We start from the raw sequence: 14,310 nt of genomic DNA on the forward strand, positions 1-14,310 counted from the left end.
GTCAGTGCGGCGGACGGTAGCGGTTGAAGCGCTTGAGCAGCTTGACCAGCGCCGCATGCGGAATCGCCCTGGCGTAATGTCCGCCGTCGCCCTGCATGTCGCGCGCGGCGACCAGCGCGTTGACGATCGCTTCCTCGGCTGCCTGCGCGGTCGCCTCGAACAAGCCATCGAGATGGTCGTTGCCGATGAAGCTCGCCTGTTGCAGCGGCTGGTCGCGCAGCGCGTCGGCATTGGCGGTGGAGAAGGCCACGAAGATGTCGCCGGAACCATTGCCGGCATAGCTGCCCATCCGCGCCAGGCCCATGCCGGCGCGCTTGGCGATGCGCTTCAGCTGCTGCGGCAGCAGCGGCGCGTCGGTGGCGACCACGATGATGATCGAGCCGGTGTCGCCCGCGGCGGGGTTCGGCGCGCTGTAGATGCGGTCGTCGCGCAAGTGCTGGCCCACCGGCACGCCGGCGATGCGCAGGCTGTCGCGCAGGCCATAATTGGCCTGCACCAGCACGCCAATCGTGTAGTCGCGCCCGCCGACGCGCACGCGCCGCGAGGCGGTGCCGATGCCGCACTTGAACTCGTGGCAGATCATGCCGGTGCCGCCGCCGACGTTGCCCTCGGCGACCGGTCCGCCCTTCGCCTCGTGCAGGGCCCGCGCGGCATCCTCCGGGTGCACGTGGAAGCCGTTGATGTCGTTGAGCTCGCCGTCCCAGGTTTCGGCCACCACCGGCAGCGACCACCAGTAGCCCGACGCGTCGGCGCCGCCGGCGCGCACCCGCTCGGCGATCACCGCATCGCGCACCACACCCACGCTGTGGGTATTGGTCAGCATCACCGGGCCTTCGAGCTGGCCGGATTCCTCCAGCCAGGCGGTGCCAGTCATCTCGCCGTTGCCGTTGAGCGCGAACCACGCACCGAACGCCGGCAGCTCGTAGCTGGCGTGCCCGCGCGGCAGGATCGCGGTGACGCCGGTGCGTACCTTGTGGCCGTTGGCGAGATCCTCGATCAGGGTGACCTGGCCGACCGCGACGCCGGCCACGTCGGTGATCGCGTTCAACGGCCCCGGCGTTCCGTCGAACGGCACGCCAAGATCGCGCGCTCGCGGTTCGGCTGCAGACACGACGCCGCACAGGACACACAATGCAAGTGCGAGACGGAAGCGGGGCATGCAGACTCCGGTAGATGGCCGTTCGTCGCACCAGTCTATCCCGAGAGTGGAGCCCACCATGCAAGCTGACACCCTGCCCGACGATCTCGACCGCGCGCGCGCGCTTTCCCCCCGCTACTACTTCGGCGATGCGATGCTGGCGATGGAGCAGCGTGCGGTGTTCGCACGCAGCTGGCAGCTGGTGGCGCACCAGGGTCTGCTGGCCGAGCCGGGCGACCACGCGGTCGAGCAGATCGCCGGCGTGCCGGTGCTGCTGGTGCGCGGCCAGGATGGCGTGCTGCGCGCGTTCCCCAACGTCTGCCGCCACCGCGCCGGGCCGCTGGCGCTGTGCAACGGCAAGGGCGCCAAGGCACTGCACTGCAAGTACCACGGCTGGACCTACACCCTCGCCGGCCAGCTGCGCAGCGCGCCGGAAATGCAGGACGCCTGCGACTTCAAGGTCGAGGACATCCGCCTGCCGCCGCTGCGCGTGCACGAATGGCAGGGCCTGGTGTTCGTGGCGCTAAGCGACGACGTGCCGGCGTTCGACGAGGTCTACGCCGGCATCGCCGAACGCATCGTGCCGATCGACCTCGCCGCGATGCGCTACCTGCGCCGCGACAGCTACGAACTCGAGTGCAACTGGAAGGTGTACATCGACAACTTCCTCGAGGGCTACCACCTGCCGCACGTGCACCCGGGCCTGTCCCGCGTGCTCGACTACCGCGCCTACGACACCGAGCTGTTCGCGTGGCATTCGCTGCAGTCCTCGCCGCTGCGCAACAGCGGCGACATCTACGGCGATGGCGAGGCGTTCTACTACTTCATCTACCCCAACGTGATGCTCAACATCATGCCCGGCCGCATGCAGACCAACCGCATCCTGCCGCTCGGGCCGGGCCGCTGCCGGGTGGAGTTCGACTACTACTACGCGCAGGACGAGCAGGCGCAGGCGCGCATCGCCGCCGACCAGTCGTTCAGCGACGAAGTGCAGGCCGAGGACATCACGATCTGCGAAGCCGTGCAGAAAGGCCTGGCGTCTGGTTTCTACACTGCCGGACGGCTGTGCCCGAAGCGCGAAGGCGGTGTCTGGCATTTCCAGAACCTGCTGCGCGCCGCCTATGCCCATGACACCGGGGAATCCGCATGAGCACGAGACTGTACGGCCTGTGCTTCGCGCTCGCGGCGCTCGCAGCCGCGCCGTTCGCCCACGCCCAGGATGCGCAACGGACCGTGGTGCGCGCCGGCCACCTGCTCGACGTCGACAGCGGCCGCCTGCTCGCCGATCAGGCGGTGACGATCGAGCACGGCCGCGTCGTCTCGGTCGCGCCGTGGACGCCTGCCGCCGCAGGCACGCATGTGCTCGACTGGTCGGCCTGGACCGTGGTGCCGGGCCTGATGGACATGCACACCCATCTCGCCGACGAAGGCCAGATGGCCGACCCGGGCGCGCCGCTGAAGAGCAATCCCGCACGCGACGCCTTCATCGGCGCGAAGAACGCACGCGACACCGTGCGCGCCGGCTTCACCACCGTGCGCGATGTGGGTGTCTACCGCGGCTTCGCCGATGTCGCCCTGCGCGATGCGATCAACGCCGGCTACGTGCCGGGCCCGCGCATGTTCGTGGCCGGCGCCTACATCACCGTGCCCGGCGGCGGCGGCGAGATCACCGGCCTGCCGCCGGGCACCGTGGTGCCGGACGTATTCCGCCGCGGCGTCTCCAGGGGCGTGGACGACGTGCGCCGGCATGTCGACATCGTGCTCGATGGCGGCGCCGACCTGATCAAGGTCATCGCCACCGGCGCCGTGCTGACCGCCGGCACCGAACCCGGGGAATCCGAATACAGCGAAGCCGAGATCCACGCCGCGGTGGCGGAAGCCGCGAAGCGCGGCGCCTTCGTCGCCGCACACGCGCATGGCGCCGAAGGCATTAAGCGCGCGATACGCGCCGGCGTGCGCTCGGTCGAGCACGCCTCGCTGATCGACGACGAAGGCATCGCGCTGGCGAAGCAGCATGGCACCTGGCTGGTGATGGACATCTACGACGGCGACTACATCGACAGCGTCGGCCGCACGGCGGGCTGGTCGGCGGAAATCCTGCGCAAGAACATCGAGACCACCGAGGCGCAGCGCGAAGGTTTCCGCAAGGCGGTCAAGGCCGGCGTGCATCTGGCATTCGGCACCGATGCCGGCGTCTACCCGTACGGCGACGATGCGCGCCAGTTCGCCTACATGGTGCGCTACGGGATGACCCCGCTGCAGGCGATCCGTTCGGCCACCATCGACGCCGCGCGCCTGCTCGGCAAGGAACACGAGCTCGGCTCGATCGCGCCCGGCAAGGCGGCCGACCTGGTCGCGGTGGGCTGCGACCCGCTGCAGGACATCGAATGCCTGCGCCAGGTGCGCGGCGTGATCAAGGCCGGCCAGCCGGTTTCCCTCGACTGAACACCAACGAGTGCTGACATGAGCGACGGTAACAAGATCGGCTTCTGGACCTGCACCGCGCTGGTCGTGGGCAATGTCATCGGCATGGGCATCTTCCTGCTGCCCGCGTCGCTGGCGCCGTTCGGCTTCAATGCGCTGATCGGCTGGGTCATCGTGCTGGCCGGCTGCCTGGTGCTGGCCCGCGTGTTCTCGCATCTTGCGCATGCATTGCCGAACGCGGATGGACCGTACGGCTACATCCGCAGCACCCTCGGCGAGCTGCCGGCGTACATGGCGCTGTGGGCGTACTGGGTGTCGCTGTGGCTCACCAATGCCGCGCTGGCGACCGGCGTGGTCGGCTACATCACCGTGGTGTTCCCGATGCTGGGCACGATCCAGCCGGCGCTGTTCGCCCTGCTGCTGCTGTGGTCGATGGTGATCGTCAACCTGTTCGGCGTGCGTACCGGCGGCCGCGTGCAGATCGTGACCACCGCGCTGAAGCTGCTGCCGATGCTGGCGATCGCGCTGCTCGGCGGCTGGGTGCTGCTCACCTCGCCGGCGAGTTATGTCGCGCATCCGCCGACCACGCCGGTGACCCTGGGCGCCGTGATGGCGGCCTCGACGATCGCGCTGTTCGCGATGCTCGGCATCGAATCGGCCAGCGTGCCGGCGGCGCGGGTCGACAACCCGGGGCGCACGATCCCGCGCGCCACGATGACCGGCACCGTGCTGACCGCGATCATCTACATCATCGTCTCCACCGTACCGCTGCTGCTGATCCGGCAACAGGAACTGGCCGATGCGAGCGCGCCGTTCGCGCTGCTGATGGAACGCTTCGGTGCCGTCGGCTCCGGCCGCTGGCTGGCGCTGTTCGTGGTGATCAGCGGACTCGGCGCACTCAATGGCTGGACCTTGCTGGTGGGCGAGCTGACCCGCACGATGGCCAGCAACGGCGTGCTGCCGGCGGTGTTTGCGCGCAACAACCGCCATGGCGCGCCGATGGTGGCGCTGCTGGTCACCGGCGCGCTCGCCTCGGCGATGATCTGGATGAGCTACAGCAAGTCGCTGGTGTCGGCATTCACCTTCCTCACCCGGGTGGTGACCGCGGCCAATCTGCCGCTTTATTTCTGTTGCGCACTGGCACTGGCGGTGCTGTGGCGGCGCGGCACCGCGAACTGCACGGCGCGCAAGGTGCTGCTGGTTGCCATCGCAGGCACACTCTTCGTGGTCTTCGCCTTCATCGGCATCGGCCGCGAGCCGTTCCTGTACGCGCTGGGTCTGGGCGCAGCGGGCCTGCCGCTGTACGTGTTCATGCGCCTGCGCCGCAAGCCCGCGCCACCCGCCAAGGCCATCGCCGAATGAGAGATCCACGCTACGACATCCTGTTCACCCCGGTGCAGATCGGCCCGGTCACGGCGAAGAACCGCTTCTTCCAGGTGCCGCACTGCAACGGCATGGGCCACGCGATGCCGCTGGCGCACGCAGCGATGCGCGAGATCAAGGCCGAGGGCGGCTGGGCGGTGGTCTCCACCGAGGAATGCGAGATCCATCCCAGCGGCGACCTCACGCCTTACGTCGAGGCGCGATTGTGGGATGACCGCGACATCCCCGCGCTGGCGCTGATGTGCGACAAGGTGCACGCGCACGGCGCGCTGGCCGCGCTGGAGCTGTCCCACAACGGGCCCACCGCGTCGAACCTGTATTCGCGCGAAGTGCTGCTGGCGCCCTCGCACCAGCCGTCGAAGTACGGCTACCCGTCGCAGGCGCGCGCGATGACCCTGCACGACATCCGCGAATACCGCCGCTGGCACCGCGAGGCGGCGATCCGCGGCAAGCGCGCGGGGATGGACATCATCTACGTCTACGCCGCGCACGACCTGTCGCTGGCGATGCACTTCCTGCAGCGCCGGCGCAACCAGCGCAGCGACGCCTACGGCGGCTCGCTGGAGAACCGCGTGCGCCTGCTGCGTGAAGTCTTGCAGGACACCAAGGATGCCGTCGGCGACACCTGTGCGGTGGCGCTGCGCTTCGCCACCGAGGAACTGCTCGGCCCCGGCGGCGTGGAGCTGGCCGAGGCGAAGGACATCGTCGGCATGCTGGCCGAGCTGCCCGACCTGTGGGACGTGAACCTTGCCGCCTGGTACAACGATTCGGTGCCCTCGCGCTTCGCCAGCGAGGGCGCGCAGGAACCGTTCATCGACTTCGTCAAGCAAACCACCAGCAAGCCGGTGGTCGGCGTGGGCCGATTCACCTCGCCCGACACCATGGTGTCGCAGCTCAAGCGCGGCGTGCTGGACATGATCGGCTGCGCGCGTCCCTCGATCGCCGACCCGTTCCTGCCGCGCAAGATCGAGGAGGGCCGCATCGACGACATCCGCGAATGCATCGGCTGCAACATCTGCGTCTCCGGCGACATGACCATCTCGCCGATCCGCTGCACGCAGAACCCGACCATGGGCGAGGAATGGCGCAAGGGCTGGCACCCGGAACACATTCAACCGAAGCGCTCGGCCAGCCGCGTGCTGGTGGTCGGCGGCGGGCCGGCCGGGCTGGAGGCCGCCCGCGCGCTGGGCCAGCGCGGCTACGAAGTGAGCCTGGCCGAGGCGCGCCGCGAGCTGGGCGGGCGCGTCACCCGCGAGGCCCGCCTGCCGGGCCTGGCCGAATGGGCGCGCGTGCGCGACTGGCGCGTGGGCCAGATCGGCAAGCTCACGAATGTGGCCGTCTATCTCGATTCCGTGTTGAGTGCGCAGGACGTGCTCGACTTCGGCGCGGAACACGTGGTGCTCGCCACCGGTTGCCACTGGCGCCGCGACGGCTACGGGCGCAGCAACGGCTTCGCCATCGCCGGCCTCGCCGACAACCCGCGCGTGTTCACGCTCGACGATCTGATGGACGGTCGCCTGCCAGAAGCCCAATTGTCACAGGGCCGCGTGGTGGTCTTCGACGACGACGGCTTCTACTACGCCAGCGTCGCGGCCGAGATGCTGCGCGCGCACGGCTGCGACGTGACCTACGTGACCCCCGACGACAGCATCGCCCCGTGGAGCCTGAACACGCTGGACTACCGGCATATCCGCAAGCGCATGGCCAAGCTCGGTATCGAGCCGGTGGTGTCGCACAACATCGCCGGCTTCGACGGTTCGACGCTGACCCTGGAAGACGTCTGGAGCGGCCGGCGCCGCGAACTCGCCTGCGATGCGCTGGTCACCGTCACCGCGCGCGTGCCCGACGATGCGTTGCACCAGGAGCTGCGGCAGCGCGAAGCGGCATGGAGCGACGCCGGCATCCGCTCGCTGCGCTGCATCGGCGACGCCGAGGCGCCGGGACTGATCGCCCACGCGGTCTACGCGGGCCACCGCTACGCACGCGAGCTGGAGGAGCCGGCTACCGGCGACGTCGCGTTCAAACGGCACTTCCACACCGCGGACGCCACCGACCTGCGGCGCGAGCCGCAGGCGTAGAAGCTGTCCCCGCGGGCCGCCCGCCGAAGTCCGTGGTTCTGATGGGGGGCGTGCGCCGCTATCATCGGCATTCGACTCCCTACAGCCAGCACGCACCATGAGCATCATCGCCTCGCAGATCGACCCGCGTTCGCCCGAGTTCCAGACCAGCAGTGCCCAACTGCGCGCCGTGGTCGACGACCTGCAGCGCGAGCTGGTGCGCAGCGCCGAGGGCGGCGGCGTCAAGGCACGCGAAAAGCACGTCGCCCGCGGCAAGCTGCCGCCGCGCGAACGCATCCGCGCCCTGCTCGACCCGGGCTCGCCGTTCCTGGAACTGTCGCCGCTGGCTGCGCACGGCATGTACGACGGTGCGGCGCCGGCGGCCGGCCTGATCACCGGCATCGGCCGGGTCAACGGCATCGAGGTGGTGGTGGTCGCCAACGACGCCACGGTCAAGGGCGGCACCTATTTCCCGATCACGGTGAAGAAGCATCTGCGCGCGCAGGAAGTGGCGCTGGAAAACAACCTACCCTGCATCTACCTGGTCGATTCCGGCGGTGCGTTCCTGCCGCTGCAGGACGAGGTGTTCCCGGACAAGGAGCACTTCGGGCGGATCTTCTACAACCAGGCGCGGATGTCGTCGCTCAACATCCCGCAGATCGCGGTGGTGATGGGCTCGTGCACCGCCGGTGGCGCCTACGTGCCGGCGATGAGCGACGAGACCATCATCGTGCGCGGACAGGGCACGATCTTCCTCGGCGGCCCGCCGCTGGTGAAGGCGGCCACCGGCGAGGTGGTCGACGCCGAGACGCTGGGCGGCGCGGACGTGCACACGGCCATCTCCGGCGTGGCCGACCACTACGCCGAGAACGACGCGCACGCGCTGTCGATCGCGCGCGACATCGTGGCCCACCTCAACCGGAAGAAGGACATGCCGCTGGCGCTGCGCACTCCGGTCGAGCCGAAGTACCCGGCCGAGGAACTGTACGGCGTGATCCCGCCGGACACCCGCCGCCCGTTCGACATCCGCGAGGTGATCGCGCGCATCGTCGACGGCTCCGAATTCCACGAGTTCAAGGCGCGTTACGGCAAAACCCTGGTCTGCGGCTTCGCGCACATCCATGGCTATCCGGTGGGCATCGTCGCCAACAACGGCATCCTGTTCGCCGAGAGCGCGCTGAAGGGCGCGCACTTCATCGAGCTGTGCAACCAGCGCAACGTGCCGCTGGTGTTCCTGCAGAACATCACCGGCTTCATGGTCGGCAAGAAGTACGAGCAGGCGGGCATTGCCAAAGACGGCGCAAAGATGGTCACCGCGGTGGCCTGTTCGCACGTGCCCAAGTTCACCGTGGTGATCGGCGGCAGCTTCGGCGCCGGCAACTACGCGATGTGTGGCCGCGCGTATGGCGCGCGTTTCCTGTGGATGTGGCCGAATGCGCGGATCAGCGTAATGGGCGGCGAGCAGGCGGCCAGCGTGCTGGCCACCGTCAAGCGCGACGGCATCGAGGCGCGCGGCGGCGAATGGTCGGCGGACGAGGAAGAGGCCTTCAAGGCACCGATCCGCGACCAGTACGAACGCCAGGGCCACCCCTACTACGCCAGCGCGCGGCTGTGGGACGACGGCATCATCGACCCGGTCGACACCCGCCGCGTGCTCGGCCTGGCGATCTCCGCCTCGCTCAACGCGCCGATCGAACCGCAGCGCTACTGCGTGTTCCGCATGTAGCGCTGCGGTAGCGGGTGGCTCAGAAGAACTCGTATTCGAGCTGGGCCAGCCAGGTGCGACGCGGCGCCGCCGCGTTGATGCCCAGCAGCACGCCGAAGCGGTATTCCAGGTTGCCGCTGCTGTGCGGCACATGCCATTCGCCGGCGACGACCGGGCCGGCCTGGTACGCATCGTCATCGGGGCGACCATAGGCCTCGATGCCCGGGCGGAACGCGCTCGACACGGCGTAGGTCCCTGCGTAGCTGTAGCGGAACTCGGTTCCGGGCGCGGCACCCGCGCCGACGTGCTTCTCCCAGATCAGGTTGACCCGGTGGTCGAAGCGACCGACGGTCTTCTCGATCAGCGGACCGAACTCGAATTCGCCGGGTCCACCATCCTTGGGGTGGCCATAGGATGCGAGCAAGCCGAAGTCCGCCCAGTAGCGACCCGGTTCGGTGAGCTGAAAGGTGTTTTCGAACTCGTAGCCCACCAGACTTCCGCCGGCGCCCGGTTCCCTTTCGTATTCGGCGAGATAGAGCTCGGGCTTCCACCAGCCGGTGAAGGCGTGCGCCACGGACAATTCGGCGGCGCGCTGGCCATCCATGTCCGACCGGCCGTCGCCGAAGCTGTAGCCGCGCAGCTCGATCTCGGTCTGGGTCGCGATCACGTGCGGCGAATACACGATGAAGTCATCGGCATGCGCACGCCCGGCACCTGCCAACGTAACGGCAGCGAACAACATCAGGCAGGTGCCGCGGGAGAATCGGAGATGGGTGATCACGCAGGAGCTTCCTTGGCATCAGGTTCGGATGAATCGGGCGCGCACCGCACCCGCTCGAGGCGGCAAGCCGCGACGGCGTGGTCGGTACGCGGAATCAGGACTGGGGTTGCGCTGCGATCGCGGCGGCCGCAGGGCCGGCACGCGGGGCGGCAGCGCGAGCGACCCAGCGCATGCCGCCCAGCAGGATCAGCAGGGTGGCGGTGTAGAACACCAGCATGATCCCGGACGGGCGGGCGTCGTAGCCGATCAGGATATGCAGCGTCTGCCCCGGCAACGAGTCATTCGACAACAGCCAGGAGCTGTCCCACAGCGGGTCGGTGAGCGCCGGCAGCAGATCGGCCTGCACCAGATAGCGCGCCGCCGACGACGCCAGGCCAGCAGCCAGCAACATCAGCATCGCATTGGTCGCATCGAAGAAATACCGCAGCGGGATCCGCAACAGACCGTAATACAGGGCAAAACCCACTGCGATACCCGCGATCACGCCCAGCGCCAGCCCGCCGAGTACACCCACCGCGCCACCGGCCACCATGCCATACAGAAACAGCACCACTTCCGAGCCCTCGCGCAACACCGCCAGGGCCACGACCAGCAACAGCATCATCAAGGAGCTTGAGCCGCTCTGAACGGCGCCTCCCAGCGCCTTCATCTCCACCGCCATCGCCCGTCCATGGCTGGACATCCACAGCACATGCCAGCTGATCATGAGTACGGCGGCCAGCAGCACGCCGGCGTTGAAGACTTCCTGGCCGACGCCGCTGAAGGAATTCGCCAGCGCACCGGCGAACAGCGCGACCAGCAGCGCGCCCAGCACGCCCAGGATCAGGCCGCCGCCGACAAACAGCCCGCGCCGCGGTACCCCGCGGGTGGCCGCACAGACGATGGTGATGATCAGGGCAGCTTCCAGGACTTCCCGGAAAACCAGCAGTGCGATACCTGGCATATCGCTACTCCACCAACAGCGTGCCTTGCGCCGTGTCCTGATGGAAGTCGCCGAAGAACTTGTAGTGCCCAGCGGCAAGCGGGCCCACGTAGATATGGGCCGAGCTGTTCGGCATCACGATCTTCTCGCGATTGAACTCGGTGCTCTCGAACTCTTCAGGAGAAGCGTCGCGGTTCTCCACCACCAGCTTGAACTTGATGCCGGCAGGAACCTTCAGCTCGGCCGGCTGGTAGCGGTGATTGCTGATCACCAGTTTGTATTCCGGTATTTCACCTGCATGCACGGAGAAACCGGCAAGCATCAGGCTGGCAGCGATGAAAAATCCGCGCATCAACATGCTCCACTAAAGCAAAGTGGAGTTGATGATAATCATTCTCGTTATCGCGCACAAGTGGTGCCCGCTCACGACCGTCGCCGCCGGATGTCATGGGCAACCGTCGGACCGCGTCGTTCCGAAAGCGCGAGGCCTCACTCCGAAAGGATCGACGACGGACGTGTGCCTGCCGGGCCACCATCGAATCCGCGGATCAGCCTTGCGGCGGCAACTCGCCGCGCAAGCGCACGTCGTTCGGCAGCATGTCGGTGCGTTCCACGCTGGCCTCGCGTTGCGACTCGAAGAAGCGCTGCACCTGTTGGCACACGGCCATGGTGTTCTCGCGGGCGATCGCCGAGACCAGGAACCACGGCTGGGTCCAACCCAGCTCGGCGACGATCTTCTCCGCCACGGCCTGGCGCTCGTCCGCGGCCAGCATGTCGGCCTTGTTCAGCACCAGCCAGCGCGGACGCTCCAACAGCTCCGGATTGAATTTCAGCAGCTCCTGCTCGATCGCGCGCACCTGGGCGGCCACGTCGGAGCCATCGATCGGTGCGATGTCGACGATGTGCAGCAGCAGGCTGGTACGCGCCACGTGGCGCAGGAACTGGATGCCCAGGCCGGCACCTTCGGAGGCACCCTCGATCAGGCCGGGAATGTCGGCGATCACGAAACTCTGGTCGGTGCCGAGGCTGACCACCCCCAGGTTCGGGTGCAGCGTGGTGAACGGGTAATCCGCCACCCGCGGCGTTGCCGCGGACACCGCGCGGATGAAGGTGGACTTGCCGGCGTTCGGGAAACCGAGCAGGCCGACGTCGGCCAGCAGGCGCAGTTCCAGCTTCAGTTCGCGCGCCTCGCCCGGCGTGCCCGGCGTGGCCTTGCGCGGTGCCCGGTTCACCGACGTCTTGAAGTGGATGTTGCCCAGGCCACCCTTGCCACCCTGCGCCACCAGCATGCGCTGGCCATGGGCGGTGAGGTCGCCGATCACCTCGTCGGTGTCGACGTTGGTGATCATGGTGCCGACCGGCACGCGGATCGTGGTGTCTTCGCCGCCCTTGCCGTACATCTGGCTGCCCATGCCGTTCTCGCCGCGCTTGGCCTTGAAGCTGCGCTGGTGACGGAAGTCGACCAGGGTATTCAGGCCCTCGTCGGCCACCAGCCAGACCGAGCCGCCGAAACCGCCGTCACCGCCGTCGGGACCGCCGAACGGAATGAACTTCTCGCGGCGGAAGCTGATGCAGCCATTGCCGCCGTCACCCGCCTGGACTTTGATGTTTGCTTCGTCGACGAATTTCATGGGTGGTCCGGGAACGGGGAACGGGGAACGGGGAACGTCAGCAGTCACAGAGTACCGGGAAGCATGCATTCCCTGTTCCCCATTCCCTGTTCCCCGCTTCAAAAACAAAAACCCCGCCGAAGCGGGGCCTTCGCTATCGCGTCGCGAAAGGCTTACGCCTGGACGACGTCGACGAAACGGCGGTTCTTGTCGCCGCGGACGGCGAACTTGACGGTGCCGTCAACCAGCGCGAACAGCGTGTGGTCGCGACCCAAGCCCACACCCGTGCCCGGGTGGAACTGGGTACCGCGCTGACGCACGATGATGTTGCCGGCTTCGATGGCCTGGCCGCCGTAGATCTTGACGCCGAGGTATTTCGGGTTCGAATCGCGACCGTTGCGGCTGGAACCTACGCCTTTTTTATGTGCCATGACTCAATGCTCCAGTTGCTCAGGCGTTGATGCCCGTGATCTCGATTTCGGTGAAATGCTGCCGATGGCCCTGCTGACGCTTGTAGTGCTTGCGGCGGCGGAACTTGATGATGCGGATCTTGTCGGCACGGCCGTGCTTGCGCACGGTGGCGCTGACGGTGGCGCCTTCGACGACCGGTGCACCAACGGTGACCGACTCGCCGGAACCGACCAGCAACACCTGGTCAAAGCTCACGGTGGCGCCTTCTTCGGCGGTCAACAGCTCCACGCGCAGCACGTCGCCCTGCTGCACACGGTACTGCTTGCCACCGGTCTTGATGACTGCGTAACTCATGGGAATGCCCTTCTGTCGTTATTCTCTTGGGTATCGCCATGACCTTGTCGGGTCTGGCGAACCGCAGATTATAACGACCTGCCCGCGCACTGGTCAAATACTGACCACAACCGGCCCCGAACCCCGCCGGATGGCCGTGGACCGGGGCTTGCGCGGCTCAATGGCCCGCCTTCGGCACCGGCTTCGGTGCGGTGGCCGCCGGGCTGGCCGGGCAGCGCCCGCTGGCGTCCAGCGTGCCATTCTGCTGCAACTGCCGGATCATCGCCTGGCCGCGCTCGCGGCCCCACTCCTGGCCGGTCTTCATGCCCTCGGCCATGGTCACCGGCATCTGCGTGATGACCTTCTGGCCCAGCGGCGACTTGTAGAACTTCAGCAGACCGGCCACGTCGTCGGCGCTGAAGTGACGCTGGTAGATCGGCACCATCCGCCCGAGCAGCTGCTGGCTGCCGCTGGCGTCGATGAAACCCTGCCAGTACGCCGCCGGTACGCACGGCACCGCCTGCCCCATCACGCCGGCCATCTGCGAGTTCATCTGGTCGAACATGCGGTCCATGTGCATCACCTGGAACAACTGGCGCACCTGCTTTTCGCTCGGCTGTGCCGCCATGATCTGGCCCGCTGTCCCCAGCGCCAGCACGCCGCCGACCGCCATTCCCACCCACTTCCGCATGACTTGCCTCCCACATTCGGCCATGGCGAACATGGCCATGAAACCGGAATCCACCGGGCATTCCATCAACCAGCACAATGAACTATCGAAACTCCTTGGTATAGTAAACGATCCCCCCCATATCCGGCGTCCATGGACACCATTCGCATCCGCGGCGCACGCACGCACAACCTCAAGAACATCGACCTCGACCTCCCGCGCGACAAGCTGATCGTGATCACCGGCCTGTCCGGCTCCGGCAAATCCTCGCTGGCGTTCGACACCATCTACGCCGAAGGCCAGCGGCGCTACGTCGAATCGCTGTCGGCTTACGCGCGGCAATTCCTGTCGATGATGGAGAAGCCCGACGTCGACCACATCGAGGGCCTGTCGCCGGCGATCTCGATCGAGCAGAAGTCCACCTCGCACAACCCGCGTTCCACCGTCGGCACGATCACCGAGGTGTACGACTATCTGCGCCTGCTGTACGCCCGCGTCGGCACGCCGCGCTGCCCCGACCACGGCATTCCGCTGGAGGCGCAGACGGTGAGCCAGATGGTCGACGCCACCCTGGCGCTGGACCCGGAACAGCGCTACATGCTGCTGGCGCCGGTGATCCGCGAGCGCAAGGGCGAGCACGTGCAGGTGTTCGAGCAGCTGCGAGCGCAGGGCTTCGTGCGTGCCCGCGTCGACGGTGCGGTGTACGACCTGGACGCGGTGCCGCCGCTGACCCTGCGCCAGAAGCACACGATCGAGGTGGTGATCGACCGCTTCCGCCCGCGCGAGGACATCAAGCAACGCCTGGCCGAATCGTTCGAGACCGCGCTGCGACTGGGCGACGGGCTGGTGATCCTGGCCAACATGGACGCCGCGCAG

At 67.5% G+C, this 14,310-nt stretch carries 13 protein-coding genes and 1 pseudogene; 6 read left to right on the top strand and 8 right to left on the bottom strand.

The window, feature by feature from the left end; all coding sequences use genetic code 11:
- Position 1: 1 nt before the first annotated feature.
- The gene (locus ABD024_RS10740; protein WP_343852430.1) at positions 2-1,075 is read right to left on the bottom strand and encodes a DmpA family aminopeptidase; all 1,074 of its coding nucleotides are present in this window, start codon (positions 1,073-1,075) and stop codon (positions 2-4) included.
- 142 nt (positions 1,076-1,217) lie between these two features.
- Here ABD024_RS10740 and ABD024_RS10745 point away from each other — a divergent pair, with 142 nt between their 5' ends.
- The 5 genes from ABD024_RS10745 to ABD024_RS10765 all read left to right on the top strand — a co-directional run bounded on the left by ABD024_RS10745 (position 1,218) and on the right by ABD024_RS10765 (position 8,728).
- A complete protein-coding gene (locus tag ABD024_RS10745) occupies positions 1,218-2,288 on the top strand; it encodes an aromatic ring-hydroxylating oxygenase subunit alpha (protein ID WP_343852432.1) in 1,071 nt (356 codons plus the stop codon).
- Positions 2,285-3,583: a Xaa-Pro dipeptidase gene (locus ABD024_RS10750; protein WP_343852434.1), complete on the top strand. Its 1,299-nt coding sequence runs from the start codon at positions 2,285-2,287 to the stop codon at positions 3,581-3,583. Before ABD024_RS10745 ends, ABD024_RS10750 begins: the two co-directional genes overlap by 4 nt.
- Before the next feature lie 18 nt (positions 3,584-3,601).
- Positions 3,602-4,924 (top strand): amino acid permease, encoded by a 1,323-nt coding sequence (locus tag ABD024_RS10755; RefSeq protein WP_343852436.1) that lies wholly within the window; start codon positions 3,602-3,604, stop codon positions 4,922-4,924.
- Complete coding sequence (locus tag ABD024_RS10760) at positions 4,921-7,023, top strand: oxidoreductase (protein ID WP_343852438.1); 2,103 nt, start codon at positions 4,921-4,923, stop codon at positions 7,021-7,023. The genes ABD024_RS10755 and ABD024_RS10760 overlap by 4 nt, the downstream gene beginning before the upstream one ends.
- 97 nt (positions 7,024-7,120) lie before the next feature.
- Positions 7,121-8,728: a carboxyl transferase domain-containing protein gene (locus ABD024_RS10765; RefSeq protein WP_343852440.1), complete on the top strand. Its 1,608-nt coding sequence runs from the start codon at positions 7,121-7,123 to the stop codon at positions 8,726-8,728.
- Positions 8,729-8,747: 19 nt separating this feature from the next.
- Here ABD024_RS10765 and ABD024_RS10770 read toward each other — a convergent pair whose 3' ends face one another.
- The 7 genes from ABD024_RS10770 to ABD024_RS10800 all read right to left on the bottom strand — a co-directional run bounded on the left by ABD024_RS10770 (position 8,748) and on the right by ABD024_RS10800 (position 13,455).
- Complete coding sequence (locus tag ABD024_RS10770; protein WP_343852442.1) at positions 8,748-9,488, bottom strand: hypothetical protein; 741 nt, start codon at positions 9,486-9,488, stop codon at positions 8,748-8,750.
- A 94-nt stretch (positions 9,489-9,582) separates the two neighbouring features.
- Positions 9,583-10,431, bottom strand: a complete 849-nt coding sequence (locus tag ABD024_RS10775; protein ID WP_343852444.1) for an FTR1 family iron permease — start codon at positions 10,429-10,431, stop codon at positions 9,583-9,585.
- 4 nt (positions 10,432-10,435) lie between these two features.
- Positions 10,436-10,762, bottom strand: coding sequence for a cupredoxin domain-containing protein (locus ABD024_RS10780; RefSeq protein WP_343852446.1), 327 nt, complete (start codon positions 10,760-10,762; stop codon positions 10,436-10,438).
- Between the two features lie 196 nt (positions 10,763-10,958).
- Positions 10,959-12,041 (bottom strand): Obg family GTPase CgtA, encoded by a 1,083-nt coding sequence (gene cgtA, locus ABD024_RS10785; protein ID WP_343852448.1) that lies wholly within the window; start codon positions 12,039-12,041, stop codon positions 10,959-10,961.
- 152 nt (positions 12,042-12,193) lie between these two features.
- Positions 12,194-12,451, bottom strand: a complete 258-nt coding sequence (gene rpmA, locus ABD024_RS10790; protein ID WP_149363639.1) for a 50S ribosomal protein L27 — start codon at positions 12,449-12,451, stop codon at positions 12,194-12,196.
- A 19-nt stretch (positions 12,452-12,470) separates the two neighbouring features.
- Positions 12,471-12,785, bottom strand: a complete 315-nt coding sequence (rplU, locus tag ABD024_RS10795) for a 50S ribosomal protein L21 (protein ID WP_056384909.1) — start codon at positions 12,783-12,785, stop codon at positions 12,471-12,473.
- Positions 12,786-12,942: 157 nt separating this feature from the next.
- Positions 12,943-13,455 carry a DUF2059 domain-containing protein gene (locus tag ABD024_RS10800; protein ID WP_343852455.1) on the bottom strand — a complete coding sequence of 171 codons (513 nt, stop codon included), beginning with the start codon at positions 13,453-13,455 and terminating at the stop codon, positions 12,943-12,945.
- Positions 13,456-13,587: 132 nt separating this feature from the next.
- Between ABD024_RS10800 and ABD024_RS10805 the strand changes: the two are divergent.
- Positions 13,588-14,310, top strand: a pseudogene (locus ABD024_RS10805) (excinuclease ABC subunit UvrA); the annotation flags it as partial.

It is taken from the genome of Rhodanobacter soli, from assembly GCF_039523495.1.
In the GTDB taxonomy this organism is placed as follows: Bacteria; Pseudomonadota; Gammaproteobacteria; order Xanthomonadales; family Rhodanobacteraceae; genus Rhodanobacter; species Rhodanobacter soli.

Bases quoted from the DNA above. Each gene is read 5' to 3' on its own strand.
- ABD024_RS10745 (WP_343852432.1), top strand. From the start codon at position 1,218: ATGCAAGCTGACACCCTGCCCGACGATCTCGACCGCGCGCGCGCGCTT.
- ABD024_RS10750 (WP_343852434.1), top strand. From the start codon at position 2,285: ATGAGCACGAGACTGTACGGCCTGTGCTTCGCGCTCGCGGCGCTCGCA.
- ABD024_RS10755 (WP_343852436.1), top strand. From the start codon at position 3,602: ATGAGCGACGGTAACAAGATCGGCTTCTGGACCTGCACCGCGCTGGTC.
- ABD024_RS10760 (WP_343852438.1), top strand. From the start codon at position 4,921: ATGAGAGATCCACGCTACGACATCCTGTTCACCCCGGTGCAGATCGGC.
- ABD024_RS10765 (WP_343852440.1), top strand. From the start codon at position 7,121: ATGAGCATCATCGCCTCGCAGATCGACCCGCGTTCGCCCGAGTTCCAG.
- ABD024_RS10775 (WP_343852444.1), bottom strand. From the start codon at position 10,431: ATGCCAGGTATCGCACTGCTGGTTTTCCGGGAAGTCCTGGAAGCTGCC.
- ABD024_RS10780 (WP_343852446.1), bottom strand. From the start codon at position 10,762: ATGCGCGGATTTTTCATCGCTGCCAGCCTGATGCTTGCCGGTTTCTCC.
- cgtA (WP_343852448.1), bottom strand. From the start codon at position 12,041: ATGAAATTCGTCGACGAAGCAAACATCAAAGTCCAGGCGGGTGACGGC.
- rpmA (WP_149363639.1), bottom strand. From the start codon at position 12,451: ATGGCACATAAAAAAGGCGTAGGTTCCAGCCGCAACGGTCGCGATTCG.
- rplU (WP_056384909.1), bottom strand. From the start codon at position 12,785: ATGAGTTACGCAGTCATCAAGACCGGTGGCAAGCAGTACCGTGTGCAG.
- ABD024_RS10800 (WP_343852455.1), bottom strand. From the start codon at position 13,455: ATGCGGAAGTGGGTGGGAATGGCGGTCGGCGGCGTGCTGGCGCTGGGG.